The 25,972-nt window shown below is 69.8% G+C and carries 27 protein-coding genes; 18 read left to right on the forward strand and 9 right to left on the reverse strand.

Annotation, left to right across the window (positions count from 1 at the left end):
* Positions 1-29 precede the first annotated feature (29 nt).
* A complete protein-coding gene (locus L6E10_RS38450; protein WP_236225105.1) occupies positions 30-557 on the forward strand; it encodes a hypothetical protein in 528 nt (175 codons plus the stop codon).
* On the opposite strand, the gene L6E10_RS38455 is transcribed toward L6E10_RS38450, so the two are convergent.
* Positions 546-962 carry an SWIM zinc finger family protein gene (locus tag L6E10_RS38455; protein ID WP_236225106.1) on the reverse strand — a complete coding sequence of 139 codons (417 nt, stop codon included), beginning with the start codon at positions 960-962 and terminating at the stop codon, positions 546-548. The genes L6E10_RS38450 and L6E10_RS38455 overlap by 12 nt on opposite strands.
* A 38-nt stretch (positions 963-1,000) precedes the next feature.
* Here L6E10_RS38455 and L6E10_RS38460 point away from each other — a divergent pair, with 38 nt between their 5' ends.
* On the forward strand, positions 1,001-1,435 hold the full coding sequence (locus L6E10_RS38460) for a GNAT family N-acetyltransferase (protein WP_236225107.1): 435 nt from the start codon (positions 1,001-1,003) through the stop codon (positions 1,433-1,435).
* On the opposite strand, the gene L6E10_RS38465 is transcribed toward L6E10_RS38460, so the two are convergent.
* On the reverse strand, positions 1,432-1,689 hold the full coding sequence (locus tag L6E10_RS38465) for a hypothetical protein (protein WP_308102976.1): 258 nt from the start codon (positions 1,687-1,689) through the stop codon (positions 1,432-1,434). The genes L6E10_RS38460 and L6E10_RS38465 overlap by 4 nt on opposite strands.
* Before the next feature lie 111 nt (positions 1,690-1,800).
* On the opposite strand from L6E10_RS38465, the gene L6E10_RS38470 reads away from it, so the two are divergent.
* Positions 1,801-3,423: a DUF262 domain-containing protein gene (locus tag L6E10_RS38470; protein WP_236225108.1), complete on the forward strand. Its 1,623-nt coding sequence runs from the start codon at positions 1,801-1,803 to the stop codon at positions 3,421-3,423.
* On the opposite strand, the gene L6E10_RS40595 is transcribed toward L6E10_RS38470, so the two are convergent.
* Entirely contained in the window at positions 3,424-3,546 is a 123-nt protein-coding gene (locus L6E10_RS40595; RefSeq protein ID WP_275677346.1) for a hypothetical protein, read from the reverse strand.
* Positions 3,547-3,606: 60 nt separating this feature from the next.
* Here L6E10_RS40595 and L6E10_RS38475 point away from each other — a divergent pair, with 60 nt between their 5' ends.
* Entirely contained in the window at positions 3,607-4,290 is a 684-nt protein-coding gene (locus L6E10_RS38475; RefSeq protein WP_236225109.1) for a 3-keto-5-aminohexanoate cleavage protein, read from the forward strand.
* On the opposite strand, the gene L6E10_RS38480 is transcribed toward L6E10_RS38475, so the two are convergent.
* Complete coding sequence (locus tag L6E10_RS38480; protein WP_176959609.1) at positions 4,287-4,940, reverse strand: ACT domain-containing protein; 654 nt, start codon at positions 4,938-4,940, stop codon at positions 4,287-4,289. The two genes, L6E10_RS38475 and L6E10_RS38480, sit on opposite strands and share 4 nt — an antisense overlap.
* Positions 4,941-5,170: 230 nt before the next feature.
* Here L6E10_RS38480 and gatC point away from each other — a divergent pair, with 230 nt between their 5' ends.
* The 7 genes from gatC to L6E10_RS38515 all read left to right on the forward strand — a co-directional run bounded on the left by gatC (position 5,171) and on the right by L6E10_RS38515 (position 14,509).
* Positions 5,171-5,470 (forward strand): Asp-tRNA(Asn)/Glu-tRNA(Gln) amidotransferase subunit GatC, encoded by a 300-nt coding sequence (gene gatC, locus L6E10_RS38485; protein ID WP_030467875.1) that lies wholly within the window; start codon positions 5,171-5,173, stop codon positions 5,468-5,470.
* The gene (gene gatA, locus L6E10_RS38490) at positions 5,467-6,951 is read left to right on the forward strand and encodes an Asp-tRNA(Asn)/Glu-tRNA(Gln) amidotransferase subunit GatA (protein WP_236225110.1); all 1,485 of its coding nucleotides are present in this window, start codon (positions 5,467-5,469) and stop codon (positions 6,949-6,951) included. Before gatC ends, gatA begins: the two co-directional genes overlap by 4 nt.
* Positions 6,948-7,145 (forward strand): hypothetical protein, encoded by a 198-nt coding sequence (locus tag L6E10_RS38495; protein WP_236225111.1) that lies wholly within the window; start codon positions 6,948-6,950, stop codon positions 7,143-7,145. Before gatA ends, L6E10_RS38495 begins: the two co-directional genes overlap by 4 nt.
* Positions 7,142-8,644, forward strand: a complete 1,503-nt coding sequence (gatB, locus tag L6E10_RS38500; RefSeq protein WP_236225112.1) for an Asp-tRNA(Asn)/Glu-tRNA(Gln) amidotransferase subunit GatB — start codon at positions 7,142-7,144, stop codon at positions 8,642-8,644. Before L6E10_RS38495 ends, gatB begins: the two co-directional genes overlap by 4 nt.
* A 211-nt stretch (positions 8,645-8,855) precedes the next feature.
* Positions 8,856-9,143 carry a hypothetical protein gene (locus tag L6E10_RS38505; RefSeq protein ID WP_236225113.1) on the forward strand — a complete coding sequence of 96 codons (288 nt, stop codon included), beginning with the start codon at positions 8,856-8,858 and terminating at the stop codon, positions 9,141-9,143.
* A 285-nt stretch (positions 9,144-9,428) separates the two neighbouring features.
* The gene (locus L6E10_RS38510; protein WP_236225114.1) at positions 9,429-11,807 is read left to right on the forward strand and encodes a CHAT domain-containing protein; all 2,379 of its coding nucleotides are present in this window, start codon (positions 9,429-9,431) and stop codon (positions 11,805-11,807) included.
* 212 nt (positions 11,808-12,019) lie between these two features.
* Complete coding sequence (locus tag L6E10_RS38515; RefSeq protein WP_236225115.1) at positions 12,020-14,509, forward strand: M14 family zinc carboxypeptidase; 2,490 nt, start codon at positions 12,020-12,022, stop codon at positions 14,507-14,509.
* A 127-nt stretch (positions 14,510-14,636) separates the two neighbouring features.
* Here the strand turns inward: L6E10_RS38515 and L6E10_RS38520 are convergent, their stop codons facing one another.
* Positions 14,637-15,803 carry a sorbosone dehydrogenase family protein gene (locus L6E10_RS38520; protein WP_236225116.1) on the reverse strand — a complete coding sequence of 389 codons (1,167 nt, stop codon included), beginning with the start codon at positions 15,801-15,803 and terminating at the stop codon, positions 14,637-14,639.
* A gap of 35 nt (positions 15,804-15,838) precedes the next feature.
* On the reverse strand, positions 15,839-16,717 hold the full coding sequence (locus tag L6E10_RS38525) for an alpha/beta fold hydrolase (RefSeq protein ID WP_236225117.1): 879 nt from the start codon (positions 16,715-16,717) through the stop codon (positions 15,839-15,841).
* A gap of 28 nt (positions 16,718-16,745) precedes the next feature.
* Between L6E10_RS38525 and L6E10_RS38530 the strand changes: the two genes are divergently transcribed.
* From L6E10_RS38530 to L6E10_RS38540, 3 genes are all read left to right on the forward strand, one after another.
* The gene (locus L6E10_RS38530; RefSeq protein WP_236225118.1) at positions 16,746-17,660 is read left to right on the forward strand and encodes a 2-hydroxyacid dehydrogenase; all 915 of its coding nucleotides are present in this window, start codon (positions 16,746-16,748) and stop codon (positions 17,658-17,660) included.
* Positions 17,661-17,729: 69 nt separating this feature from the next.
* On the forward strand, positions 17,730-18,461 hold the full coding sequence (locus tag L6E10_RS41115; protein WP_236225119.1) for a DoxX family protein: 732 nt from the start codon (positions 17,730-17,732) through the stop codon (positions 18,459-18,461).
* A gap of 9 nt (positions 18,462-18,470) precedes the next feature.
* Positions 18,471-18,713, forward strand: coding sequence for a hypothetical protein (locus tag L6E10_RS38540; RefSeq protein WP_236225120.1), 243 nt, complete (start codon positions 18,471-18,473; stop codon positions 18,711-18,713).
* On the opposite strand, the gene ilvD is transcribed toward L6E10_RS38540, so the two are convergent.
* The 3 genes from ilvD to L6E10_RS38555 all read right to left on the reverse strand — a co-directional run bounded on the left by ilvD (position 18,710) and on the right by L6E10_RS38555 (position 21,534).
* Positions 18,710-20,554 (reverse strand): dihydroxy-acid dehydratase, encoded by a 1,845-nt coding sequence (gene ilvD / locus L6E10_RS38545; protein ID WP_236225121.1) that lies wholly within the window; start codon positions 20,552-20,554, stop codon positions 18,710-18,712. The genes L6E10_RS38540 and ilvD overlap by 4 nt on opposite strands.
* A 78-nt stretch (positions 20,555-20,632) precedes the next feature.
* Positions 20,633-21,058 (reverse strand): vitamin K epoxide reductase family protein, encoded by a 426-nt coding sequence (locus L6E10_RS38550; RefSeq protein WP_236225122.1) that lies wholly within the window; start codon positions 21,056-21,058, stop codon positions 20,633-20,635.
* On the reverse strand, positions 21,055-21,534 hold the full coding sequence (locus L6E10_RS38555; protein WP_236225123.1) for a PH domain-containing protein: 480 nt from the start codon (positions 21,532-21,534) through the stop codon (positions 21,055-21,057). Before L6E10_RS38555 ends, L6E10_RS38550 begins: the two co-directional genes overlap by 4 nt.
* A gap of 230 nt (positions 21,535-21,764) precedes the next feature.
* On the opposite strand from L6E10_RS38555, the gene L6E10_RS38560 reads away from it, so the two are divergent.
* The 4 genes from L6E10_RS38560 (at position 21,765) to L6E10_RS38575 (ending at position 25,565) form a co-directional block, all read left to right on the forward strand.
* Positions 21,765-23,597: an acetolactate synthase large subunit gene (locus L6E10_RS38560; protein ID WP_236225124.1), complete on the forward strand. Its 1,833-nt coding sequence runs from the start codon at positions 21,765-21,767 to the stop codon at positions 23,595-23,597.
* 58 nt (positions 23,598-23,655) lie between these two features.
* Positions 23,656-24,162, forward strand: a complete 507-nt coding sequence (gene ilvN, locus L6E10_RS38565; protein ID WP_030467896.1) for an acetolactate synthase small subunit — start codon at positions 23,656-23,658, stop codon at positions 24,160-24,162.
* Positions 24,163-24,185: 23 nt separating this feature from the next.
* Positions 24,186-25,199 (forward strand): ketol-acid reductoisomerase, encoded by a 1,014-nt coding sequence (gene ilvC, locus L6E10_RS38570; protein ID WP_236225125.1) that lies wholly within the window; start codon positions 24,186-24,188, stop codon positions 25,197-25,199.
* A gap of 102 nt (positions 25,200-25,301) precedes the next feature.
* Positions 25,302-25,565 (forward strand): DUF397 domain-containing protein, encoded by a 264-nt coding sequence (locus L6E10_RS38575; RefSeq protein ID WP_089925599.1) that lies wholly within the window; start codon positions 25,302-25,304, stop codon positions 25,563-25,565.
* Positions 25,566-25,972 lie beyond the last annotated feature (407 nt).

The raw sequence follows: 25,972 nt of genomic DNA on the forward strand, positions 1-25,972 counted from the left end.
GACGTCGCCGCGCGAGTGGGGGTTCGCGAATGAGATCGGCCGCCGTCCTGCTGACCGCGTTGTTCCTGCTGGGTGCCTCGGCCGCGCCGGGGCACCTGGCGGCGCACGACCGGCGCCAGCTCGAGCAGCTCGCGCAGCACTACCTGCAGCGCCGCGCGGACAAGGTCACCGCCGTCCCGCGGACGCCGGGCTTCGGCGTGCCCGTCACCCAGGCGCTCGCGGCCGAGCTGCGCGTCGACGAAGCGAAGCTGGACCGACGCCGCGAGCGGCACGAGAAGTTGGCGCACGGCGGTTACTCGCGGGCGAAGGTCGCCACGGAGCTGAGACGCACCACCGTCGATCCGGACGGGAGCGTGGTGGTCCACCTGCAAGAGATCACGGACCTGTACTTCGCGAAGTCCTCGACGTTCGACCACACGAGCTACGGCATGCCCCACGTGCTGGTCTTCGAGCGCGGCCCCGCCGGCTGGGTGCTGGCGGCGGCGACCCGCCCACCGGGCTCGAAGTGCGGGCTACCACCGGAAACCCAGTTCTGCGGGCGCCTGTCAGAAGGATGAGATGATCCGCGCCCGCAGCTTGAGGTCGCCCGCGGCCTGCTCGTACAGCAGGTCCCGCAGCACGTCGGGCGGCAGCGATCTCAGCGCGTCCTTGAGTTCCACGTCCTCGGCGTCCGGCGGCGGCACCGTCTGCCCCCGGTCCAGCAGCACCAGCCCGACCGCCACGCAGTGTTTGCAGAAGAACCCCTCGGACCCGTGCGGACAACTGCACGACCCGACCAGTTGCGTCCCCGACCACGACAGCTCCACCACGTAGGCGTCCTCGTCACCGCCCCGCACCCGCGCCGCGACGTGCCGGCTGTGCACCCGCAGGGACAGCACAGCCTCGCGGTAGGTGAGCCCGCGCCAGTACGACTTGGTGCCCGCGCGGTGCAGCAGCAGTTCGGTGGTCAGGGTCGTCGACACGGGGGTCATCCAACCGGGTGACCGCAGAAAGGATCAACATGATCGCGATCAGTCGCCTCGAACCAGCGGACCGCCTCGCGTGGCAGCAACTCTTCGAGGGCTACAACACCTTCTACGAACGCACCCTGCCAGCGGAAACGTACGACGAGAAGTGGCAGGCGTTCCAAGCGGGCACGGCAATCCACGCCCTGTGCGCCCGCGACGGAGACCACGTCGTCGGCATCGCGCACTTCTTCCGGCACCCCAGCACGTCCGGCCCGGACGTCTGCTACCTGCAGGACCTCTTCACGGCCCCCGAAGCGCGCGGCTGCGGCATCGGCCGCGCGCTCGTCGAGGCGGTCGCGGACTGGGCACGCCACCAGCGCTGCGCGCGCGTCTACTGGCACACCGCCGAGGACAACGAGGCGGCTCGCCGGCTCTACGACCAGGTCGCGGAGAAGACGCGGTTCGTCCACTACCGCATGGTCCTCTAGCGGGCCGTCGTCTCCAGGTCGAGCAGCGTCACGGCGGCGCGGAAGTACTTGTTGGTGCCCAGGTCGCGAACGGTCTTGATGTTGAACGCGGCCTTCAGCTTCTCCGCGTCACCGGCGCTCACGCCCTGCAGCGCGTCGACGGGGGCGTCCAGGATCTCGGTGAGCGGGAGGTTCTCGTAAGCCTTGTCGAGGAGCATGTCGAGGTTCACGGTCACGGCCATGATCTTCATACCTCCGGGGAGTAGGGCGATCACGGCAGATTCTGCGGCCGGTTCGAAGATCCCGCAGAACGTAACGATGATCATCACTCGCCCGATGAGGCGGTCATGCACAAGCTCGGGGCTCACGAAGTACCGCTTCGCAAGGTGTTCAGCAGCGACTACGACTTCTGGATCCCTGACTACCAACGCCCGTACGCCTGGGAGGTCGAGCAGGCTGGACAGCTGCTCGACGACCTCGTCGAAGCCGTTGAGCGGGACGACGACGAGCCGTACTTCCTCGGCTCGATGGTGCTCGTGAAGAACGACGGCGCGGCGGACTCGGAGGTGATCGACGGCCAGCAGCGGCTCACGACCCTCACGATCCTGCTCGCGATCGTGCGCGACCTCGCCGAGCCGGGAGGCATCCGCGACTCGCTCGGCAAGATGATCATCGAACCGGGTGACGAGCTGCTCGATCTGGAAGCCAAGCCGCGCCTCGCGTTGAAGAAGCGCGACCAGGCCTTCTTCCGCACCTACGTGCAGACGCCAGGGCGTGTCGAGGAGCTGATCGCGCTCAACGACACGGCGTTGAAGACCGATGCGCAGAAGTCGATCCGCGACAACGCCAAGGCGCTGCGCGAGGTACTCGCCCGATGGGACGAGGAGTCGCGGCGCCGACTGGTCAAGATGATCAGCGCGCGGACGTTCCTCGTGATCGTGACCACGCCGAACCTGACCAGCGCGCACCGCATCTTCAGCGTCATGAACGCCCGCGGCCTGGACCTCTCGCCGGCGGACATCTTCAAGTCGAAGGTCATCGGTCTGCTCGACGACGAGTACGCGACGAAGTGGGACGAGGCCGAGGTCATGCTCGGTCGCAGCGACTTCGCCGACCTGTTCCTGTACATCCGCATGATCTTCGCCAAGGAACGTGCCAAGCAGGACCTCATGACCGAGTTCCCGAAGCAGGTGCTGGACCAGTACCTGCCGGGACGGGCGGCGGAGTTCGTCGACGACGTCCTGGTGCCCTACGCGGAGGCCTACGAGCAGATCCGCGACTTCGGTTATGAGGCGTCCGCCAAGGCCGAGCGGGTCAACTCGTGGTTCCGCAGGCTCTCCCAGATCGACAACAGCGACTGGCTGCCACCCGCTCTGTGGGCCATGCGCCACCACGGCGACGACCCGGTCTGGCTGGACGGCTTCCTGCGCAAGCTGGAGCGTCTCGCCGCCAGCATGTTCATCCGCCGCGTCTACACGACGCCAAGAGTGGTCAGGTACTCCAACCTGCTGCGAGAACTCGCCGCCGGGCACGGGCTGGACTCGCCGGCCTTCGACCTCGACGCGGACGAACGGGCCGAGACCGTGCGGCAGCTCGACGGCCCGCTCTACCTGGTGCAGAAGACGAGGAAGTACGTGCTGCTCAGGCTCGACGAGGTCCTCGCGGGCAGTTCCGGCGTCACGCACGACTTCTCGATCATCACCGTGGAGCACGTCCTGCCGCAGAACCCGAAAGCGGACTCGGCGTGGCTGGACGCCTTCACCGCGGGGGCGCGCGCCACGTGGACGCATCGGCTCGCGAACCTGGTCCTGCTCAACCGGACGAAGAACTCCCAGGCCCAGAACTACGACTTCGAGACCAAGAAGCACAAGTACTTCCTGAGCCGCTCCGGTGTGTCGGCATTTCCGCTCACCAGCCAGGTGCTGGCGCAGTCCGAGTGGACACCGGCGCTCCTCGAGACCAGGCAGAAGGAGTTGGTGCGCACGCTGGCGGAGGAGTGGGAGCTGTGATCACCGCTTGCGCTTGAGCGCCACCACGACCACCGCCGCCACCGCGATCAACCCGGCCACCCCGAGGGCCAGGTCACCGATCGCGAGCGCGTCGGCCTGGGCGAGCACCACATCCGGTCGCATGCCCCCAACTTAACCTTTGGGCCACCGCGGCGCCGCGCGTTGTGTGGGACCGTGTGAGGTGTGCTGCAAGCCTGTCTGAACGGCTCCCGCACGGCTGAGGAGCACCCGGCCCTGCCGTTGTCCCCCGAGCGGCTCGCGGAGGACGCGGCCGACGCCGCCGCGCTCGGTGCCACGTCGGTGCACGTCCACCCGCGTGACGTGATCGGCGGGCTCACACTTGTCGGGTCCGAGGTGGCCACGACCGTCGCCACCGTGCGGGCGGCCGCGCCGCAGGTCGAGATCAGCGTGTCGACGAACGTACCCGGCGACCGGGCCGTGCTGGTCGGCAGCTGGGCTCCGCTGGCGGCGGGGCGGCCGGACGTCGCGCGCGTGCACGTCGACGAGCCCGGCTGGCGGGAGCTGGCCGGCGCGCTGCACCGGGTCGGCGTCGGCGTCGAGCTCGTCGTCGCGCAGCCTGCCGAGCTGGGCGAACTGCCGCCGGGCACCAGGAGGATCGCCGTCGTGGCGACCCGCGAGTCGGCGGAGGGCCTGCTGCGCGTGGTCGAACCGCTGGGGCTGCCGATCGTGCTGCACGGCAAGGACGCGGACGCCTGGCCCGTCCTCGTCCACGCGGCGCGGCTCGAACACCACGTGCGCATGGGCCTGGAGGACACGCTCACCATGCCCGACGGCCGCCAGGCGAGGAACAACGCCGAGCTGGTCGCGATGGCCCGCCGCAACCAGCGGTCAAAAGCCCCTCGCTAGTCCGGGAGCACGACGGCGACGATGCCGGCGAGGTGCGCCAGCCTCGCCACCTCGGCCGCGCGGAACATCGGGCCGCCGGGACGGCCGACGACGAGCACGCGGTCCGGCTTGCCGAGCGGCGTGGCGGCGAGTTCGGTGCCGAGCTCGCGCCAGGTCTCCGGCACCCACTCCTCCTCGCCGTCGAGCACGGTCGCGCGCTCCAGCGGGAACCACGGCACGTCCGCCATCCGGGTCTCCGGCGCGGCCGACGACGCGGTCAGGCGGTTGATGCCGGTGCCCTCGGGGCCGACGACGACGGCCCAGCCGGCGCGGATGATCTTCGGGACGCCCTCGGTGAAGACCTCGAGGCCCTTCTTCGGCTCCTCGGCGATCTCCTCGACCAGCTCCAGCTCGCGGTGGGTGTCGAGGATGCCCGCGTAGGGGCGGACGGCGTCGACCTCGACGCCCTCGACCGACTCGGCGGCGGTGATCAGGGTGTCGGGCAGGCGGCCGGAGGGGAGCTCGACGACGAGATCGTCGATGGCGAGGCCGGAACCGCGCTCCACCACGTCCACGCTGAGTATGTCCGCCCCGATCTCGCCCAAAGCCGAAGCGACCGCGCCTAGGGTGCCGGGACGGTCCGGGAGCTGGACCCGGATCAGGAACGACAAGGTGAACGCCTCCATAGCTCGTGCGAGAGACCCCGCGTCTCGCGCCGTTGCCGGTCGGTGATTCTCGCAGACGCATCGTCAACGCATGACCTGCTGTCCGCGTTGCGGAACGGTTAAGTTGACGTGCCAGTCAGCTCCAGAGGCGGTAACCGGTTCGAAGGCACTCCTGACCAGCCCATAGACTCACGGGGTTCCCGATTCGAATCCCGACCCTACGGGGGTTGACAGGAGTGCCCAGCATCTCCCGCGACGAGGTCGCGCACCTGGCGAAGCTCGCCAGGCTGGCTGTTACCGAGGACGAGCTCGACTTGTTCGCCGGCCAGCTCGACGTGATCCTCCAGTCGGTGGCCTCGGTTGGCGACATCGCCACGGCCGACATCCCGCCGACGTCGCACGCCGTTCCGCTGACCAACGTCTTCCGCGAGGACGTGGTCCGTCCGAGCCTCGGTCAGCAGCAGGCGCTCTCCGGCGCTCCTGAGGCCGAGGACGGCCGGTTCCGCGTGCCCCGCATCCTGGGTGAGGAAGCATGACCAACGACCTGGTCCACGCCACCGCGGCCGAGCTCGCCGCGAAGATCCACAGCGGTGAGGTCTCGTCCGTCGAGGTCACGCAGGCCCACCTGGACCGCATCGCCGAGACCGACGGGAAGGTCCACGCCTTCCTGCACGTCGACACCGAGGGTGCTCTCGCGCAGGCCCGCAGGGTCGACGAGGACGTCAAGGCCGGCAAGGCGGTCTCGCCGCTCGCCGGTGTGCCGCTGGCGCTCAAGGACGTCATGACCACCGAGGGCGTGCCGACCACCGTCGGCTCGAAGATCCTCGAAGGCTGGCTGCCGCCCTACGACGCCACGGTGACGCGCAAGCTCAAGGAAGCCGGCGTCGTCATCCTCGGCAAGACGAACATGGACGAGTTCGCCATGGGCTCGTCGACCGAGAACTCGGCGTACGGCCCCACGCACAACCCGTGGGACCTCGACCGCATCCCCGGCGGCTCCGGCGGTGGCTCGTCCGCCGCGCTGGCCGCGCTGCAGGCCCCGCTCGCGATCGGCACCGACACCGGCGGCTCGATCCGCCAGCCCGGCGCCGTCACCGGCACCGTCGGCGTGAAGCCCACCTACGGCGGCGTTTCCCGCTACGGCCTCGTCGCGTTCTCCAGCTCTTTGGACCAGGCCGGTCCGTGTGCGCGCACGGTGCTCGACGCCGCGCTGCTGCACGAGGTCATCGCGGGCTACGACGAGATGGACTCCACGTCCATCAACGCGCCCGTGCCGCCGGTCGTCGCCGCCGCCCGCGAGGGCCTGAGCGGCGACCTGTCCGGCCTGCGCGTCGGCGTCGTCACGCAGTTCAGCGGCGAGGGCTACCAGCAGGGCGTGCTGCGCAGCTTCGAGGCCGCCGTGTCGCAGCTCAAGGAGCTCGGCGCGGAGATCGCGGACGTGTCGTGCCCGAGCTTCGACTACGCGCTGCCCGCCTACTACCTCATCGCGCCGAGCGAGTGCTCGTCGAACCTCGCCCGGTTCGACGCCATGCGCTACGGCCTGCGCGTCGGCGACGACGGCACGCGCAGCACCGAGGAGGTCATGTCGCTGACCCGCGAGGCCGGCTTCGGCCCGGAGGTCAAGCGTCGCATCATGATCGGCACGTACGCGCTGTCGTCCGGTTACTACGACGCGTACTACGGCTCGGCGCAGAAGGTCCGCACGCTCATCACGCAGGACTTCGCGAAGGCGTTCGAGAAGTTCGACGTGCTCATCTCGCCGACGACGCCGACCACGGCGTTCAAGATCGGTGAGCGCGCGGACGACCCGATGGCCATGTACAAGGCCGACCTCTGCACCATCCCCGCGAACCTCGCGGGCACCCCGGCCATGAGCGTGCCGAGCGGCCTGTCCGACGAGGACGGTCTGCCGGTCGGCCTGCAGATCATGGCGCCGGCGCTGCAGGACCACCGCATGTACCGAGTCGCTGCCGCCTACGAGGCCGCGCGTGGCGCGTTTGGAGGCCCGTCGCTGTGAACATCAAGAAGGCAAGGGGCCTGCTGGGCCTGGCCGGTGCGGTCGCGGGTGCGGTGGGAGCGTTCTCCGGCTTCCGCAACGCCCGTGCGAAGAACGACAAGCTGATGCTGGCGAACTCGATCGCCAGCATCGTCGTGGCGGTCACCGGTGCGGCGCTCGCGGCGCGCGCTCTGCGGAAGGACGAGTTGGCATGACCGCTCTGGTCGAACTGATGGACTACGACGAGGTCATCGAGAAGTACGACCCCGTCCTGGGCCTCGAGGTGCACGTCGAGCTGCACACGAACACGAAGATGTTCTGCGGCTGCGCCAACGCCTTCGGCGGCGAGCCCAACACGAACACCTGCCCGACGTGCCTGGGCCTCCCCGGCTCGCTGCCGGTGGTCAACGGCAAGGCCGTCGAGTCCGCGATCCGCATCGGCCTCGCGCTGAACTGCGAGATCGCCGAGTGGTGCCGGTTCGCGCGGAAGAACTACTTCTACCCGGACATGCCGAAGAACTTCCAGACGTCGCAGTACGACGAGCCGATCGCCTTCAACGGCTGGCTCGACGTGACGCTGGACGACGGCGAGGTCATCCGCGTCGAGATCGAGCGCGCGCACATGGAGGAGGACACGGGCAAGTCGCTGCACGTCGGCGGCGCGACCGGTCGCATCCACGGCGCCGAGCACTCGCTGCTCGACTACAACCGCGCCGGCGTGCCGCTGATCGAGATCGTCACGAAGATGATCCCGGGCACCGGCCGCCGCGCCCCCGAGGTCGCGCGTGCGTACGTCACGGCGTTGCGCGACCTGCTCAAGGCGCTCGACGTGTCCGACGTCCGCATGGACCAGGGCTCGCTGCGCTGCGACGCGAACGTGTCCCTGTCGCCGAAGACCACCGGCGCCCTGGGCACCCGCACCGAGACCAAGAACGTCAACTCGCTGCGCAGCGTCGAACGCGCCGTCCGCTTCGAGATGACGCGCCAGGCCGCGGTGCTCGCCTCCGGCGGCGAGGTGACCCAGGAGACCCGTCACTTCGACGAGTCCTCGGGCAGCACCTCCCCGGGCCGCAAGAAGGAGACCGCGGAGGACTACCGCTACTTCCCGGAGCCCGACCTGGTCCCGATCGCGCCGTCGCGCGAGTGGGTCGAGGAGCTGCGCGGCACACTGCCCGAGCTCCCCTGGGAGCGCCGCGCGCGCATCAAGGAGGAGTGGAAGCTCACCGACGAGGTGCTGCGCGACCTGGTCAACGCGGGCGCCCTGGACCTCATCATCGCCACCGTCGAGGCGGGCGCGAAGCCGGACGAGGCCCGCCCCTGGTGGGTGTCCTACCTCGCGCAGCAGGCGAACAGCCGCGGCGTCGAGCTGTCCGACCTGCCCATCACCCCGGCCCAGGTGGCACGGGTGATCGAGCTGGTCAACACGGGCGCGCTGACCAACAAGCTCGCCCGCGAGGCCGTCAACGGCGTCCTGGAGGGCGAAGGCTCCCCGGACGAGGTCGTCGAGAAGCGCGGCCTCAAGGTCGTCTCGGACGACTCGGCGCTCGAGAAGGCCGTCGACGAGGCCCTCGCCGCCCAGCCGGACGTGGCCCAGAAGATCCGCGACGGCAAGGTCCAGGCGGCCGGTGCCATCGTCGGAGCGGTCATGAAGGCGACCAGGGGACAGGCCGACGCGGCCCGAGTTCGCGAGATCGTGCTCGCTCGCTGCTCCTAGATACACATTCGCCAGAAAAATCACAAAGGGTCACCTGTTCGTGCAGGTGGCCCTTTGTGATCTTAGGCCGTTTGAGTGGCTGTTAGCTAAATGAGACGTATACCCGTAGCCGTGTGTGCCACTCTTTCCCTGCATCCCATCTGGGGGGATGGAATGTAATAGTCCAAACGAGGGGGGAATCCTCATGACTGTTCAGCGCGAGAACTTCGACGTGGCGGCGACCGAGGTCGTTCAGGAAGCCGAGTCGGTGCTCGAGGGAACGCCGGTCGTCGAACCCGTCCCGGTCGAGCCGATCCCGGTCGAGCCGGCGCCGCCTGCGGAGGTGCCGCGGCCGGACAAGAAGGAAGACCCGGAAATCACGCCGATGTGCTGCGGCGGTGGTCCGGGATTCCCCTTGGTGGGTCGGCGGCTGATCTCGGAGGGCGCTGTGGATTCCGGTGGCGATATCGAGCACGCCGCGGACTGCCCGAACCACGTGAGCAACCAGGTCGCGCAGTAACTCAGCGTGTAGAGCCCGTCGCCAGGCCTAGTGCCTGGTTGGCGGGCTGCGCTGGTCGACCACGTGTGGTGTGATGATCACATGCCCGCTCGTTCCCTGGAGAGAGCGCGCGAGTTGTACGGGAGAGGATGGGCCGAGCAAGCGAGATTCCGCTTCCCCTCGGCCATTCGACTGCTCAAACGTGCGCTCGCGCACGTCGAACGCGCGGAACCTGGCCAGGAACGCGCGGCTGCTCGCGCTCGCATCCTCTACACCTTGGGGTTGTGCCAGGGTGAAACCAGCGGCATGGACGTCGCCGTCGAGGCCTTCGACGCGGCCCGTCGCGAGATCGACACCATCGACGACGCCGCCACCAGGACGCTTCTGAGCGCGGGCGTCGACCACAACCAGGGCCTCATGGTCATGCGCATGGGACAGCCGGAACGTGCTGTCGAGTGGTTCAACAGGTTCATCGCGGCGGTCGAAGACGACGTGCAGCAGACGCTGCCCGGTACCAACCGGTCGCTCGTGCAGGGCTTCGTCTCCACCTTGCTCAACCGAGGTTTCGCTCTGGCCGCCGTGCGTCGAAGTGAACGAGCGATCTCCGATCTCGAATGTGGCATTCGCCTCGCCAACAAGCACGGACTCCTCCACCTCCTGCCGTTCCTGGTGCACGCGCTGGGAAACGTGCACAAGCAGAGCGGTGAGCTCGCGGAGGCGCTGCGGCGCTACGAGGAGGCGGAGCGGGTCTTCCGCGCGGATGATCAACCGGCTCTGCTCGCTCGGCTGCAACTCGACCAGGCAGAGGCCATGCTCATGATCGGATTGTCCGATGAGGCCGGTAAGCACCTCGACGAGGCGCTTCCGGTCATGCGCAGGGAGAAGTTCGGACAGGAGATCGCCGAGGTCGAGATGTTCCGGGCGTCTGCCGCGTTGCTGGACGGTCAGTTCGACCTGGCTCGCCGGATGGCCAAGAGGTCCGAACGGAAGCTCGTCCGCCGGGGCAGCACGTGGTGGATGATGGCCGGCCTGATCGAGCTGTGGGCACACGGCAGGCATGCCATGCGGACCGGACGGATCTCGAACGCCCTGGTGCAGAAGGCCTTGGCGTTGTCCGCTGAGCTGGCGGCCAACCACCTCGTGGACGAGTCGCGGCTCGCGCTGCTCCTCGCGGCGCGGCTGGAGATTCGGCGGGGGCGGCTCGCGGACGCCGAGACACTCCTCGACAAGGTGCCCGGTCCGAGAACCGTCACGCCGCTCGACCACCGCATGCAGCGCAGGCTCGTGCTGGCCGAACTCGCGCTGGCCAAGGGAAGTCGCCGCGCCGCGTTGACGCACGCCCGGCAGGCGTTGGACGAGCTGGGGCGTGTGCGCGACCAGCTCGGAGGCCTGGAGCTCGTGTCCGCCACGGCGGTGCACGGCAGGGAGCTCAGCGAGCTCGCGATCAAGCTCGCGCTGGAGGACGCGGACGCGCGCAGGCTCTTCGCCTGGCTGGAACGCACCCGCGCGCAGACCTACCGGTACGAACCGCTGGAAGCCACCGACAACAACGAGGTCGCCGAGCGGATCACCGAGGTGCGCAACCTGAGCTGGGCGATCCTGCGGCACGGTCTGTCCGGACAGCCGACCGCGGAGCTGCGCGGCAAACTCGTGAAGGCGCAGCGCGAGGCGAACCGGCTCGGCTGGCACTCGCAGCGGTGGGGCAAGCCGCGACCCGTCGCCGGCATCCGCGAGGTGATCGCTGAGCTGGGTGAACGGGCCATGGTCAGCTACGTCGTGTCCGGAGGAGAGATCGCTGCCGTCGTCGTCGCCGGCGGCCGTGTCCGCCTCGAACGGCTCGGTCATGCCGCGGAGGCGCTGGAGAGCGCCCAGAAGCTCCACTTCGACCTCAACGCTCTCGCCCCTGATCATCTGCCGCCACCTCTGGTGCAGGTCATCGGGGCGTCCGCGCACAAGCAGGCCGACCGGCTCGACACCCTGCTGATCAAGCCGCTCCGGCACCTCATCGGTGATCGCGAACTGGTGGTGGTGCCGACCGGGACGTTGTACGCGGTGCCGTGGGGCGTCATCCCCGGCCTGCACGGGCGGCCCGTCGTCACGGCGCCCTCGGCCACCGCGTGGCTGGCGGCGGCGCAGGGCGGAGAGGTCAGGAACGATCGCGTGCTGGTGGTGCAGGGACCGGGGCTCCTCTTCGGGCACGACGAGGTCGACAGGCTGGCGACCTACCACGCCAACGCCACGATGCTGTCCGGGGACACCGCGACCGCTGCCGAGGTGCTCGCCCACCTCGACGGCGCCGACCTGGTCCACGTCGCCGCCCACGGTGAGCACGAGACCGAGAACGCCCTCTTCTCCCGCCTCGAACTGGTCGACGGACCGCTGTTCGCCCACGAGCTGGGCAGGCTGCGGAAGCCACCGGCCCACGTCGTCCTGGCCGCCTGCGAGCTCGCCCTCAACCGCATCCGGCCCGGCGACGAGGCCCTCGGCTTCGCCGGTGCCATGCTCGCCGGCGGCACCCGGACCGTGGTCGCCGCGGCCAGCAAGGTCGGCGACGAGGCCAGTGCGGCGGCGATGGCCGACTACCACCGGGCGCTGGTCGCCGGGGCCGCGCCCGCGGTGGCGCTGGCCGAGGCGATGGCGAAGGACCCGTTCCGCCGGCCGTTCCTCTGCCTCGGGTCGGGATAGGCCGTTCGAGTGGTTGTGCGGTCTTCCGGCCGACGAACGTGCTGGTCAGCGGTTAGTTGTGGTCCAAGTGCCAACGGCGGTTGGTGAACTTTTCTCGCGTGCGCCCGGCTTCCTGTGCCACCCTCGACGACACGAGGTCTTGACCGAGGGGACACAACGGCCCGCCTATCGGCTCTAGTCGATGAGCGGGCCGTTGTGCGAGAAACGACCGCATGCGCAGAACTCTGCTCGCCGTCGTCCTGGCGGCCGCCGCGGTGGTGGCGGCGCCCGTCAACGCGACGGCGCAACCGTCGAGTCCGGATCGTGAGCCCGGCAACGGGCCTGAGCGCAATGACGTCGCCGTCCTGGACGACGCTTTCCAGGTGCAGGGGTCGGTGTCGGCCCAGGGGGAGAACCAGGCCGACAGACACCAGGGGTACCCGCGCAGGACGAAGCTGCGCACGTACCCGGAGAACCCGGCCGACAAGGCCATCAAGCTGAACCTGGCGCCCTACCACTCGCTCGCGCCGCGGCTGAACGCGCTGCAGCAGAAGAGCAACAGGGTCTCGGTCGAGGTGGTCGGACAGTCGGGGCTCGGCCGCGACCTGTACCTCGTCACGCTGACGGCGCCGGAGACCGCGGCCCAGACCCGGCTGCAGGAGCGGTTCCGCGCCACCGTCGAGGAAGGGCGCAGCGTTCCGGAAAGCCTCTACAAGGCGCCGATCTGGATCAACAACAACATCCACGGCGACGAGTGGGAGGGCACCGACGGCGCGTTGCGGGTCATCGAGCACCTCGCCACGAGCGACGACGCCGAGACGCGGAAGTTGTTGCAGCGCAGCAGGATCTACTTCAACCTCACGGCGAACCCGGACGGTCGCGTCGCCGGCACGCGGTCGAACGCGGCGGGCTTCGACCTCAACCGCGACTTCGTCACGAGCTCCCAGCCGGAGAACCGGGTGATGCAGGACGTCGTCGAGCGCACGCAGCCGGTGATGATGCTGGACCAGCACGGGTACGTGGCGAACACGCTGATCGAGCCGACCACGCCGCCGCACGGGCAGAACTACGACTTCGACCTCTACATCAAGCACGGCTACGCGGGTGGCCTGCAGATGGAGAAGGCCGTGCAGGCGCTCGGGCACCCCGAGGCCGCGAAGCCGGAGATCCCGTTCCGCGACTACCCGGTCGGCGAGTGGGACGGCTGGGCGCCGATCTACACCGCCCAGTACTCGATGTACCACGGGGCCGTGTCGTACACGATCGAGATTCCGATGCGGGTCAACCGGGCCGACTACGACACCTTGCCCGCGGCGGAGCTGCAGCGGCGTTCGCGGATCAACACCGACGTCGTCGAGGCCACCATCAAGTCGACGCTCGACTACGTGGACGACAACCGGCGCAGCCTGATCGCCAACCAGACGGAGATGTTCCGCCGCGGCGCGGCGGGGGAGCGGCAGCGGTACGTCCCGGACGGGTTCGTGCCCGGCTTCGGACCGGAGGACCGCTTCAGCACGGAGTTCCCGCGCGCCTACGTGATCACGGACGACCGGTCCGCGCCCGCCGCGGCCAGGCTCGTCGACCAGCTCGTCCGGCACGACGTCCGGGTGCAGCGGGCGGAGAGGCCGTTCACGCTGGGCGGCAAGCGCTACCCGGCCGGGTCGTACGTCGTGGACATGCACCAGCCCAAGCGCGGACTCGCGAACGTGGTGCTGGAGCAGGGCAGCGACATCTCGGACAAGGCGCCGGTCATGTACGACATCTCCGGCTGGAGCCACCGCCTGCTCTGGGGCGCCTCGGTCGACGTCCACCGGAGCGGTCAGCTCCGGCTCGACGGCAGGCCCGTCACCGCTGCCTCGCCCACCGGGGACGTCAGCGCCGCGCCGGGTGCCGACCTCGCGCTCGTCCTGACCGACCAGAAGGACGTCAGCGCGGTCAACGACCTGCTCAACCGCGGTCTGGAGCTGAAGCGCCAGGACGACGGCACGGTCGTCGTCCCCGCGAAGGACAGGGCCGCCGCGAAGGAGGTCGCCGACCGGTACGGCGTGCGCTTCACCGCCGCCGTGCCCGGTGGCGTCGCGCTGCAGCGCAAGGTGATCGCGGCCGCGGTCTCCGCCGACGAGCTGCAGGTGCTGCGGCAGTCCGGGTTCGACGTCCGCACGATCTCCACAGCGGTGCTGAACGCGGGCTTCGACTGGTCGCGGGTCGACGCGCTGTACGTGGGAGCGGGCCTCGACCACGGCCAGCTGAACGCCACCGCCAAGGCCGCGCTCGAAGAGTTCCTCGAGCGCGGCGGCGTCGTCACCCGCGGTGCCGCGGGAAGCAGGTTCAACGCGGACGCCAAGCTCCTGCAGGCCACCCCGGTCGCCGGCCGGGAGGACGCGAACGGCGTGGTGAACGTCGTCAACGGCACCGGTCCGGTCGGCACCGGCGCGCTGCCGCACTCGTTCGTCTACTCACCGCAGTGGTTCACGAACCTCGGCGCGGGCGTGACGGTCGAGCAGCGCTACGGCAGCACGGTCCTCGCCGCGGGCCACTGGCGCGCACGCGACAACGGCACGGGCGGTCAGGACGCGGCGGCGGGTCAGGCGGCGGTCGTGTCCGGCACGGCGGCCAGCGGGGCCCGCGTGGTCCTGTTCGGCACGGAACCGATGTTCCGCGACCACCCGAAGGGCCTGTACGCGCAGGTGGCGCGCGCTCTGTTCTGGACGAGCACCAGGTAGGGAAAAGGCGGGGGTGGGAAGGCCCCGACAGCCCCTCCACCCCCGCCTGCACTACCCCGCACCGGGATTCCCCCGTTCGGCGGAACGAAAACCCCTGGTCACCACTTGCCGGTCAGGGGCAGGGCGGTCAGTCCTTGCCGGGCGAGCCGCCGCCGTCGCGCACGACGATCGCGACCCTGTCGTCCGACGACACGGGCTGGCCACCGGCTTTGTTGACCGTGCCGATCAGCGCCGCCGAGTCGTTGATCTGCTCCATCGGCCCGCGCCGGCCGAACTCGCTGCCGTCCTCGTCGCTCACGGTCGGCTTGCCCGTGAACGCGCCCTCGGGGTTCATCGGCAAGTTCTGCGAGCCGGGGATCTTCGACGTGTTGACCCACAGCACGTCGGACAACGACGCGCAGCCCATCACGCCCGGCCGCTCCGGCCAGGTCCACGCCGCCTCGCCGAGCTTGCCCGGCGTGACGCGGTAGACGACGTCGGCGTTCGCGGCCCAGTCCGTCACCCAGATCTTCGTGGTGTCCGCCGAGACGCACAGGCCGCCGGGCAGCTTCAGCCCGGACGAGACGACCGCGGTGCCCGCCGTCGGGTTGCCCTGCGCGGGCTGGCCGAAGCCGTCGATGCGCAGCACCTTGCCCGCGAGCGAGGCGGGGTCGGCGGCGAGGGCCGGGTTGCCCGCGTCACCGGTGGCGACGAGCAGCGCGCCCTTGCGGTCGCTCGCCAGCACGCCTCGGTTGCCGGACGGGCCCTTCGGGATGCCGGTCAGGATGGGCTTGGGGGAGTCGCCGGGGGCGATGCGCAGCACCCGGTTGTCCGTCGCCGTCGTCACGTAGACGTACGCCAGCTGGTCCTCGGCGAACGTCGCCGACAGCGCCAGGCCGGTCAGCCCGCCGTCGGTCGACGCGTCGACCTCCAGCTGCGCGACCACCACGGGGTCGACGTCCTTCGACACCTTGACCAGGCGCCCGCCGCGTTCGGTCGCGTACGCCGCGACGCCGCCCTGGGCGTCGCCACCGATCGGGGCTACGCCGGTGACGGTGTTCAGGCAGGTCGCGATGACGGCGGGGTTGAAGTCCTTGCAGCCCTGCGGTGGCGGCACGCTCTGCGGCGGCTGCTGCCCGCGGCCCTGCTCACCGGGCGCCGGGCGGTACTCGCCCGGCAGCTCGGGACGCGGCCCCGCCTGCGGCGTCAGCTGGGGTTGCGCGCTCCACTGCGTCGGCGCCGGCTCGTCGGGAAAGCTCGCGCAGCCCCCTGCCAGCAGGCAGGCGGCGGTCAGCAACGCAACGGAACGAACCACGGCTCCAGGGTAGGTGGGCGACCGTGAACCCGAAGTCAACTTCTCCCGGACGTGGCGAAGTCGACCGAGCGGACCCGGTCGAGCAGCAGGTCGAGCTCCTCGGACACCACCTCGGGCGCCTCGAGCGGCAGGTAGTGGCTGCACGGCAGCACCCGCAGCCGGGCCTGGGGCAGCCCCGCGACGGGCCCCGACATGCTCTCCGTCGTCGCCAGCACGTCGTCGCGGCCCGCCAGCAGCGTGACCGGGCACACGACCGGGCCGAGGTCCTGGCGCGGGGTCCCGCCGAGCGCGAGCGCCAGCGTGAAGTACCAGCGCCAGTCGTGCAGCAGGAACCGGCTCACCGCGCTGGTGACGGCCTTCGGGTCGCTCGTCGGCTTGATCACGCCGCTGTGCCGCAGCAGGAACGTCGTCGCGTCCGTCACCGGGACGCGGTGCAGCACCCTGTCGAGCACCGGACCGGCCTGCTGGAGCAGCTTCGTGCCCGTCAGCCCGATGAACCGGCGCACCGCCTTCGGCGCCAACGGCAGCATGGCGTCGAACGAGTCACCGGGAGCGCCCGCGACGAGCAGCAGGCCCGCCACCCGTTCCGGGTGGCGCAACGCCAGCTCGGCGGCGATCGTCACCCCCATCGACCAGCCCATGACGACGCACCGGTCGATGCCCGCGTCGTCCAGCACGGCGATCGCGTCCGACACGTGGTCGTCCAGCGAGATGTTGCGCTCGTCGACCGGCCTGCCGGAGCCCATCGTGCCGCGCATGTACCAGCTGAGCACGCCACCCCGGCCGGTCAGCGACGGCCACGACTCGGGGCCGGAGCCCACGCCGGGGCACAGCAGCACCGGTGTGCCCTCGTCGGCCACCTGCCACGTCCGGATCCTCGTGCCGTCCCACGCGATGACGTCGTGCTCCCGCATGGCGGACATTCTGACGTACGTTGGCCCGGTGACGCTCACCGTGCTCGTGCCAGATGACTTCGGAGTTCAAGCGCTGTCCCGGGTGGACGGTGTCCGGGCGGTTCGCTACGAGCCGGGGCGGCCGTTGCCGTCCGAGGGACGGGACGCCGAGGTCCTGATCCCGCGGTTCCTCTCCGGCACCGACCCGCGCGAGGTGTTCGAGCAGCTGCCGAAGCTCGAGCTGGTGCAGCTGCTCAGCGCCGGTGCCGAGAACTTCATCGGCAAGGTGCCCGACGGTGTGATGCTCTCGACGGCCCGGGGCGCGCACGGCGGCAGCACCGCGGAGTGGGCCATCGGCGCGTTGATCGCCATCTACCGAGACTTCTTCGTCTTCGAACGGGCGCGCGCCGAGGGCCGCTGGGACTACCACGGCACGGACACCCTGCAGGACAAGAAGGTCTTGATCGTCGGCGCGGGCGACCTCGGCGAGCAGCTGAAGCGCCGCCTGGAGCCGTTCGACGCCACCGCCACGCTGGTCGGCCGCACCGCTCGCGAGGGGGTGCACGGCCAGGACGAGCTGCCGCGGCTGCTGCCCGAGTTCGACGCGGTGGTCGTCTTCACGCCGATGACCGAGGAGACACGCCACCTCGTCGACGCCGAGTTCCTGGCCGCGATGAAGGACGGCGCGATCCTGGTCAACGGCGCGCGCGGCCCGGTCGTCGACACCGGGGCCCTGCTCGCCGAGCTGACCTCGGGCCGGCTGCGCGCGGCCCTCGACGTGACCGATCCCGAGCCCCTGCCCGCCGATCATCCACTGTGGACGGCGCCGGGGCTGTTCCTGACGCCGCACGTGGCCGGGTCGTGCACGGGCAGCGGACAGCGCGCGTACGCCATCGCCATCGCGGAGATCTCGCGGTTCGCCGCGGGGGAGGAACCGCGCAACCTCGTCCACGGGGACTATTAGCCCATCCGGGTGAAAGTGGGCTGCCGTTCGGATCTCGCGCGCCCGCACGCGGCCCCCTAGCGTGCGGGCGTGGCCACTCACGACAAAGGCTCGACCACCTCGAGCGCTTTCTCCGACGACTCGTTCTACCCGAGCAGCGGAGGGGGAGTTCACCACTTCGACGACGGCGTGGCGCGAGCCGGCACGGACGCCATTTCGCCGTTCGACGCGTCGACGAAGTCGTTCGACACGACGGCTTACACGCCGCTCGACAAGTCCACAGTGGATGTACGAGACGACGACGCGTTCGCCGGCGACGACCGCAGGGAGTTCGGCTGGACCGCGGGCCCGGACATCGGCCTGCTCGGCCTGCGCGCGGTGCTCGGCGGCATCTTCCTGCTGCACGGCCTGCAGAAGGTCTTCGGCCTCTTCGGCGGCCCCGGCATCAACGGCTTCGCGCAGTCGCTGGAGAAGATGGGCTACCGGGAGCCGGTCGTCCTCGCCTGGGTCACCGGCATCACCGAGCTCGCGGGCGGCGGCCTGCTCGTGCTCGGCCTCTTCACGCCGCTCGCCGCCGCCGGCCTGCTCGCCGTGATGGCCAACGTCATCGCGCTGCAGTACAAGGGCGGCTTCTTCGGCCCCAACGGCGTGGAGCTCGAGCTCGCCCTCGCCGGCATGGCGTTCGCCGCGCTCTTCGCCGGACCGGGCCGCGCCGCCCTGGACTACAACCGCAGCTGGTTCCGCCACCCGCTGGCGGCCGGGTTCATCGCGCTGCTGATCGGTGCCGGTGGCGCCGCGGTGACGTACTTCGTCTTCCGGTAGGAAGTGGCCGTGCGGAAGAACGTGACGGGAGCGGTGCTCCAGCTCGCCCTGCTGGTGGTCGGCATCCCGGTCGTGTACCTGGTGGCGTTCCCGTTCGGGCTCTCCGCGAAGTCGCTGCTGCCACCGCTGGGACTGCTCGCGGGCCTCGTCGTCGCGGGGATCGTGGTCAAGAAGACGGAGCAGCCCGTCAGCGGACCGCTGACGGGCTGGCTCTTGTTCGGCGCCTGCCTGGCGCTCGCCTTCGCTCTTTAACGGCTGGGGTCGCGCACCGCGCCCGTGGACGCGTCCGTCGCCATCCGCGCGTACGCCCGCAGCGCGCCCGTGACCGGGCGGACCCGGTCCACCGGCTGCCACGGCCGTTCGGAGGCCTCCATCTTGGCGCGGCGCTCGGCCAGCACGTCGTCGTCCACCAGCAGTTCGAGACGACGCTCGTGCACGTCGATCAGGATCCGGTCGCCGTTCTGCACCAGGCCGATCGTGCCGCCGCCCGCCGCCTCCGGCGAGATGTGACCGATCGACAGGCCCGACGAACCGCCGGAGAACCGGCCGTCCGTGATCAGCGCGCACTTCTTGCCGAGGCCCGAGCCCTTGAGGAACGCCGTGGGGTGCAGCATCTCCTGCATGCCGGGGCCGCCGGACGGGCCCTCGTAGCGCACGACCAGGACCTCGCCGGCCTGGATCTCCTTCTTCAGGATCACCGAGACGGCTTCCTCCTGGGACTCGACGACGCGCGCCGGGCCCTCGAAGTGCCACAGCTCCTCGTCGATGCCCGCGGCCTTGATGATCGCGCCGCGCTCGGCCAGGTTGCCGCGCAGCACGGCGAGGCCGCCGTCCCGCGTGTAGGCGTGCTCGAAGTCGCGGATGCAGCCGTTCGCGGCGTCGGTGTCCAAAGAGGACCAGCGGTTCGACGTCGAGAACGCCTGCGTCGTGCGCACACCGCCGGGAGCGGCGTGGAAGAGCTCGACCGCCTCGGGCGACGGGTTCTCGGCGCGGATGTCCCACTTGCCGAGCCACTCCGCGAGCGTCGGCGTGTGCACCGACGTCACGTCGTCGTTGAGCAGCCCGGCGCGGTACAACTCGCCCAGCAGAGCGGGGATTCCACCCGCCCGGTGCACGTCCTCCATGTGGTAGTCGCTGTTCGGCGACACCTTGGACAGGCACGGCACGCGGCGGGACAGGTCGTCGATGTCCTGCAGCGTGAAGTCGATCTCGCCCTCCTGCGCGGCGGCGAGGATGTGCAGCACGGTGTTCGTCGAGCCGCCCATGGCCATGTCGAGCGCCATCGCGTTCTCGAACGCCTTGCGGTTCGCGATCGACCGCGGCAGCGCGGACTCGTCGTCCTCGCCGTACCAGCGCTTGCACAGCTCCACGACCACGCGGCCGGCCTCGGAGAACAGCTCGCGGCGCGCGGCGTGCGTGGCGAGCGTCGAGCCGTTGCCCGGCAGCGAGAGGCCGAGGGCCTCGGTGAGGCAGTTCATCGAGTTCGCGGTGAACATGCCGGAGCACGAGCCGCACGTCGGGCACGCGGAGCGCTCGACCTCGGAGAGCCCGTCCTCGCTCACGGCGGGGGAGGCGGACGCGGAGATCGCGGTGATCAGGTCGGTCGGTGCGACGGCGACGCCCTCGACGACGACGGCCTTGCCGGCCTCCATCGGGCCGCCGGACACGAACACGACGGGGATGTTGAGCCGCATCGCCGCGTTGAGCATGCCAGGGGTGATCTTGTCGCAGTTCGAGATGCAGACGATCGCATCGGCCTGGTGCGCGTTCACCATGTACTCGACGGAGTCGGCGATGATCTCGCGGCTGGGCAGCGAGTAGAGCATCCCGCTGTGGCCCATGGCGATGCCGTCGTCGACCGCGATGGTGTGGAACTCGCGCGGCACGCCACCCGCTTCTCGCACGGCCTCGGCCACGATGTCGCCGAGATCGCGCAGGTGCACGTGGCCGGGCACGAACTGCGTGTAGGAGTTGGCGATCGCGATGATGGGCTTGCCGAAGTCGCTGTCCGTCATGCCGGTGGCGCGCCAGAGGGCGCGGGCTCCGGCGGCGTTGCGACCGTGCGTGGTGGTGCGAGAGCGGAGCTGAGGCACTGCTCCTCCAGGTTCAGTTCAAGAAAAAGTGCGCGCGGGACGGCCGGGTGAGGCGTCACCAAGTCTGGGAGCGGTGCCTCAAAGGCTACTCGTGCGCAGACTCGCCGAGACCAGCAGACAGGCCAGTGCGAGCGTGATCACGTGCACGGCGGTGCACCACAGGCAGATCTTGCCGATGATGAGGAACTCGGCCGCGACCAGGTAGACGACCATCAGCACGCCGACGCCGACCGCCGCGAGCCGCACCCACTTCAGGGGTTCGACCCGCCACGCGAACGGGAGGCAGATCACCGTCAGGAAGGCGAAGAAGGCCAGTCCGAGGAACGCGACGGGGACGCCGAACAGCGCGGACTGCTCGCTCGTGGTCACGGTCCCGCAGTCGACCACGGCGTCCGCCGAGCACAGCAGTGCGCTCGCGTCGAAGTGCGCGTACGTCAGATAAGCCGAGGTCAGCAGGCCTGCGATGGACAGCAGCAGGCTCAGCTGCGGAACCCGTTCGATCACTTCTCGGACTGTACGGACTTCCCGGGGGCTTCCTCGACAGCGTCCGCGCTGCTTTCGCCGTTCACGTCCCCGGTGACCTCGTCAGTCACCTCTTCGGGTTCTTCTTCCACGACCGTCGGGTCGGGAACGCGGCCACCGCTCACCACGGACAGCGCCGGCAGGTGCATGAACCGGACCGCGGGCAGCACGACCTCGGAGGCGTCCTCCCTGACCGCCCGCAGCCAGCCCTTCTGGACCAGGCGGATGGACCTCACCTCGGACCACTCGAGCGTCGTCGTGCGGAACACGCCGCGCGCGACGATCCGCTCCTCCGTGACCGTCGTGCGGTTGCGCAGCACCCAGTAGGCGTAGGCGAGCGGGAGGACGTAGAGCACTTGCAGCCCGGGAGCGATCCACGCCACAGGGGTGACGCAGATGGCGATCAGACCCGCCGCGAGCAGGGCCGTTGCCGGGATGCGAAAGACCAGCTTCTTCACCCGGACGATTGTTCCACGTCCACGATCCGGGAATTCCGTCCCGCAGAGTTGACGCCCTCTTGCCAAAGGCGATAACGTCCCGGCCATGCAGCGCACGCTCGTTCTCGTACTTCTCAGGCGCGTCGACGCCTGAGCCGAACAGCCTGCGTCGACGCGCGACCCTCGCACGACCCGTCTCCGGGTTGTCGAGGGTTTTTTCGTGTCCGGACCCCGATACCCACGAGGCAATGATGACCAGCGCACCATCGCGACAGGCTTCCGAGCCCACGTCGCCACGTCCAGGTCCGCGGCCCAAACCGGCCCCGCCGACGGGCGCACCGATTCGTGTAACCGGTGCTCAGTCGCTCGTCCGCTCGCTCGAAGCGGTCGGCTGCGAAGTGGTCTTCGGCATTCCCGGCGGGACGATCCTCCCCGCGTACGACCCGCTGCTCGACTCCACGAAGGTCCGGCACATCCTCGTCCGCCACGAGCAGGGCGCCGGCCACGCGGCGACCGGGTACGCGCAGGCCACCGGCAGGGTCGGGGTCTGCATGGCGACCTCCGGACCGGGTGCGACGAACCTCGTCACCCCGCTCGCGGACGCGAACATGGACTCCGTGCCCGTCGTCGCGATCACCGGCCAGCAGTCGCGGCCGCTGATCGGCACGGACGCCTTCCAGGAGGCGGACATCTGCGGCATCACCATGCCGATCACCAAGCACAACGTCCTCGTGACCGACGCCGCGGAGATCCCGCGGGCGATCGCGGAGGCGTTCCACATCGCGGCGACCGGCCGACCCGGCCCCGTCCTCGTCGACATCCCGAAGGACGTGCTGCAGGAGCAGACCAGCTTCACGTGGCCGCCCGACATGCGCCTGCCCGGGTACCGGCCGACGACCCGGCCGCACGGCAAGCAGGTCCGCGAGGCCGCCAAGCTGATCGTGGCCGCCCGCAAGCCCGTCCTGTACGTCGGCGGCGGCGTGATCAAGGCCGACGCCCACGCCGAGCTGCTGCGCCTGGCCGAGGACACCGGCATCCCGGTCGTCACGACGCTGATGGCGCGCGGCGCGTTCCCCGACTCGCACGACCAGCACCTGGGCATGCCCGGCATGCACGGCACCGTCGCGGCCGTCGCGGCGATGCAGAAGGCGGACCTGCTGATCGCGCTGGGCGCCCGCTTCGACGATCGCGTCACCGGCCAGCTGGCGTCGTTCGCGCCGGACGCGCAGGTCGTCCACGCCGACATCGACCCGGCCGAGATCTCCAAGAACCGCCGCGCGGACGTCCCGATCGTGGGCGACTGCAAGGAGATCATCACCGAGCTGATCGACGCGGTCCGCACCGAGCGCGAGACGGCCAAGGCCGTCGACCTCACGCCGTGGTGGGACACGCTGAAGTCGCTGCGCGAGACGTTCCCGCTGGGCTATGACTGGCCCGAGGACGGCACGCTCTCGCCGCAGTACGTCATCGAGCGGATCGGCGCGCTGTCGCCGTCCGACACGATCTACACGGCGGGCGTCGGCCAGCACCAGATGTGGGCCGCGCAGTTCGTGAAGTACGAGCACCCCCGCACGTGGATCAACTCCGGCGGCCTCGGCACGATGGGCTTCGCCGTCCCCGCCGCCATGGGCATCAAGGCCGGTGAGCCGGACCGCACGGTCTGGGCCATCGACGGCGACGGCTGCTTCCAGATGACCAACCAGGAGCTCGCCACCTGCGCCATCGAGGGCCTGCCGGTGAAGATCGCCGTGATCAACAACGGCAACCTCGGCATGGTCCGCCAGTGGCAGACGCTGTTCTACGGCGAGCGGTACTCCAACACGGATCTGGGGACGCACAAGCACCGCATCCCAGACTTCAAGCTCCTGGCGGAAGCCCTCGGCTGCGCCGGCCTGCGGGCGGAGTCGCGCGAGGAGGTGGACGAGGTGATCGCCAAGGCGCTGGAGATCAACGACCGCCCCGTCGTGATCGACTTCGTCGTCGGCAAGGACGCGCAGGTGTGGCCCATGGTCGCGGCCGGCACCGGCAACTCCGAGATCATGGCCGCCCGCGGCATCCGCCCCCTGTTCGACGAGGACATCTGATGCCGAACAGCGCTTGCCCGGCCAGGGCAACCGAGGATCGCAACGACGAGGACATCGCATGACCAGGCACACGCTCAGCGTTTTGGTCGAGGACAAGCCCGGTGTGCTCGCACGCGTCGCCGGCCTGTTCTCCCGCCGCGGCTTCAACATCGAGTCGCTCGCGGTCGGCCGCACGGAGTACCCCGACATCTCGCGCATGACGATCGTGGTGTCGGTCGACGAGCTGCCCCTGGAGCAGGTCACCAAGCAGCTCAACAAGCTCATCAACGTCATCAAGATCGTCGAGCTGGAGCCCACCGCTTCCGTTCAGCGGCAACTGGTGTTGATTAAGGTTCGTGCGGACGCGACGGTGCGGTCGCAGGTCCTCGAAACCGTTCAGCTCTTCCGCGCGAAGGTCGTCGACGTCTCGCCCGAGGCCGTCACGATCGAGGCAACGGGCACCTCCGAGAAGCTCGACGCGCTCCTGCGCATGCTGGAGCCCTACGGGCTCCGGGAGATCGTCCAGTCCGGCATGGTCGCCATCGGCCGTGGCGCTCGTTCCATCACCGCCACCGCGGTCCGCTAGAAACCCAGAGAGAAGGAAACACTGTGAGCGTCGAGATCTTCTACGACGACGATGCCGACCTGAGCATCATCCAGGACCGCAAGGTGGCCGTGATCGGCTACGGCAGCCAGGGCCACGCCCACGCGCTGTCCCTGCGCGACTCGGGCGTCGAGGTCCGCATCGGTCTGCAGGAGGGCTCCAAGTCCCGCGCCAAGGCCGAGGAAGAGGGCCTGGAGGTCGGCACGCCGTCCGAGGTCTCCGCCTGGGCCGACGTGATCATGATCCTGGCGCCCGACACCGCGCAGCGCCACATCTACGCGAACGAGATCGCCGCGAACCTCAAGGAGGGCGACGCGCTCTTCTTCGGCCACGGCTTCAACATCCGCTACGGCCTCATCACCGCGCCGTCCGGCGTCGACGTCGCCATGGTCGCCCCGAAGGGCCCGGGCCACCTGGTCCGCCGCCAGTTCGTCGACGGCAAGGGCGTCCCCGCGCTCATCGCCGTCGAGCAGGACGCCTCGGGCAACGCGCAGGCCCTCGCCCTGTCCTACGCGAAGGGCATCGGCGGCACCCGCGCCGGCGTCATCAAGACGACGTTCAAGGAAGAGACCGAGACGGACCTCTTCGGCGAGCAGGCCGTCCTCTGCGGTGGCGCCTCCGCGCTCGTCCAGGCGGGCTTCGAGGTCCTCACCGAGGCGGGCTACGCCCCCGAGGTCGCGTACTTCGAGTGCCTGCACGAGCTCAAGCTGATCGTCGACCTCATGTACGAGGGCGGCATCGCCCGCATGCGCTACTCGATCTCCGACACCGCGGAGTTCGGCGACCTGACCCGCGGCCCGCGCGTCATCACTCCTGCCGTGAAGGAGGAGATGAAGAAGATCCTGGGCGAGATCCAGGACGGCACCTTCGCGAACGAGTGGGTGGCCGAGGACGACAACGGCCGCGCGAACTACAAGAAGCTGCAGCAGGAGGGCGAGAACCACCCGATCGAGGCAACGGGCAAGAAGCTCCGCGACATGATGTCGTGGGTCGACCGCCCGATCACCGAGACCGCCTGAGTTCTCGACCAGGTCTTTTCCCCAGGGAGGCCCGTGGAGCGCGTGTGACGCTCCGCGGGCCTTTCCGCTTTTCGGCTGGTCCCATCCGCTAGCTTCTTCGGCATGACCGACAGCGCGCCGATCTACGACGACAAGGCCCACGTGCGCGGCAAGCTGGACCTGCGCAACGCGCAGTGGAAGCGGCCGCCGGAGCCCGAACCGGAAGACGGCCACGTCGAGATCGCCTTCATCGAGCACACCGACGGCGCCACGTACGTCGCCATGCGCAACTCCAAGCAGCTCGAACCCGTGCTCACCTTCACGATGGCCGAGTGGGACGCCTTCGTGCTGGGCGCGAAGGACGGCGAGTTCGACGAGCCCTGGTAGCCCGCCGCCAGGTCCAACCCGCGCGAGGTGCCAGCCGCACCCGCCCGCGCACTCAACCGCACCCGCCAATGCAAGGTGACCACGCACCCAGGCCTGGCGCGCGGTGCCAGCCGGACAGCCGCAGTCGCAACTCAGCCACGCACGCAGCCTGGCGTGGCGATGCGCAGCGAGCCGGATGAACTATGCGCCGCCGAGCAGCGGTCGGCACCGGCGAAGGCGATTGGGGCTTTACCTCGAGGGGGCGGGATGCTCCCCTCGCAGGGCACGGCCGGGGCTCTTTTCGCCCCGGCTTTTCCGGCCGTCCAAGCGTCCCGCCAGAGGCTCGAGGTCAAGCCCCAATCGCCACCCGGCGCTTCGTCCCGACCCGCGCGAACACCCTCGCAACGCAACCCGACCAACAAAACGCG

The sequence above is a fragment of the Lentzea sp. CC55 genome (genome assembly GCF_021056325.1).
Lineage (GTDB): Bacteria > Actinomycetota > Actinomycetes > Mycobacteriales > Pseudonocardiaceae > Lentzea > Lentzea jiangxiensis.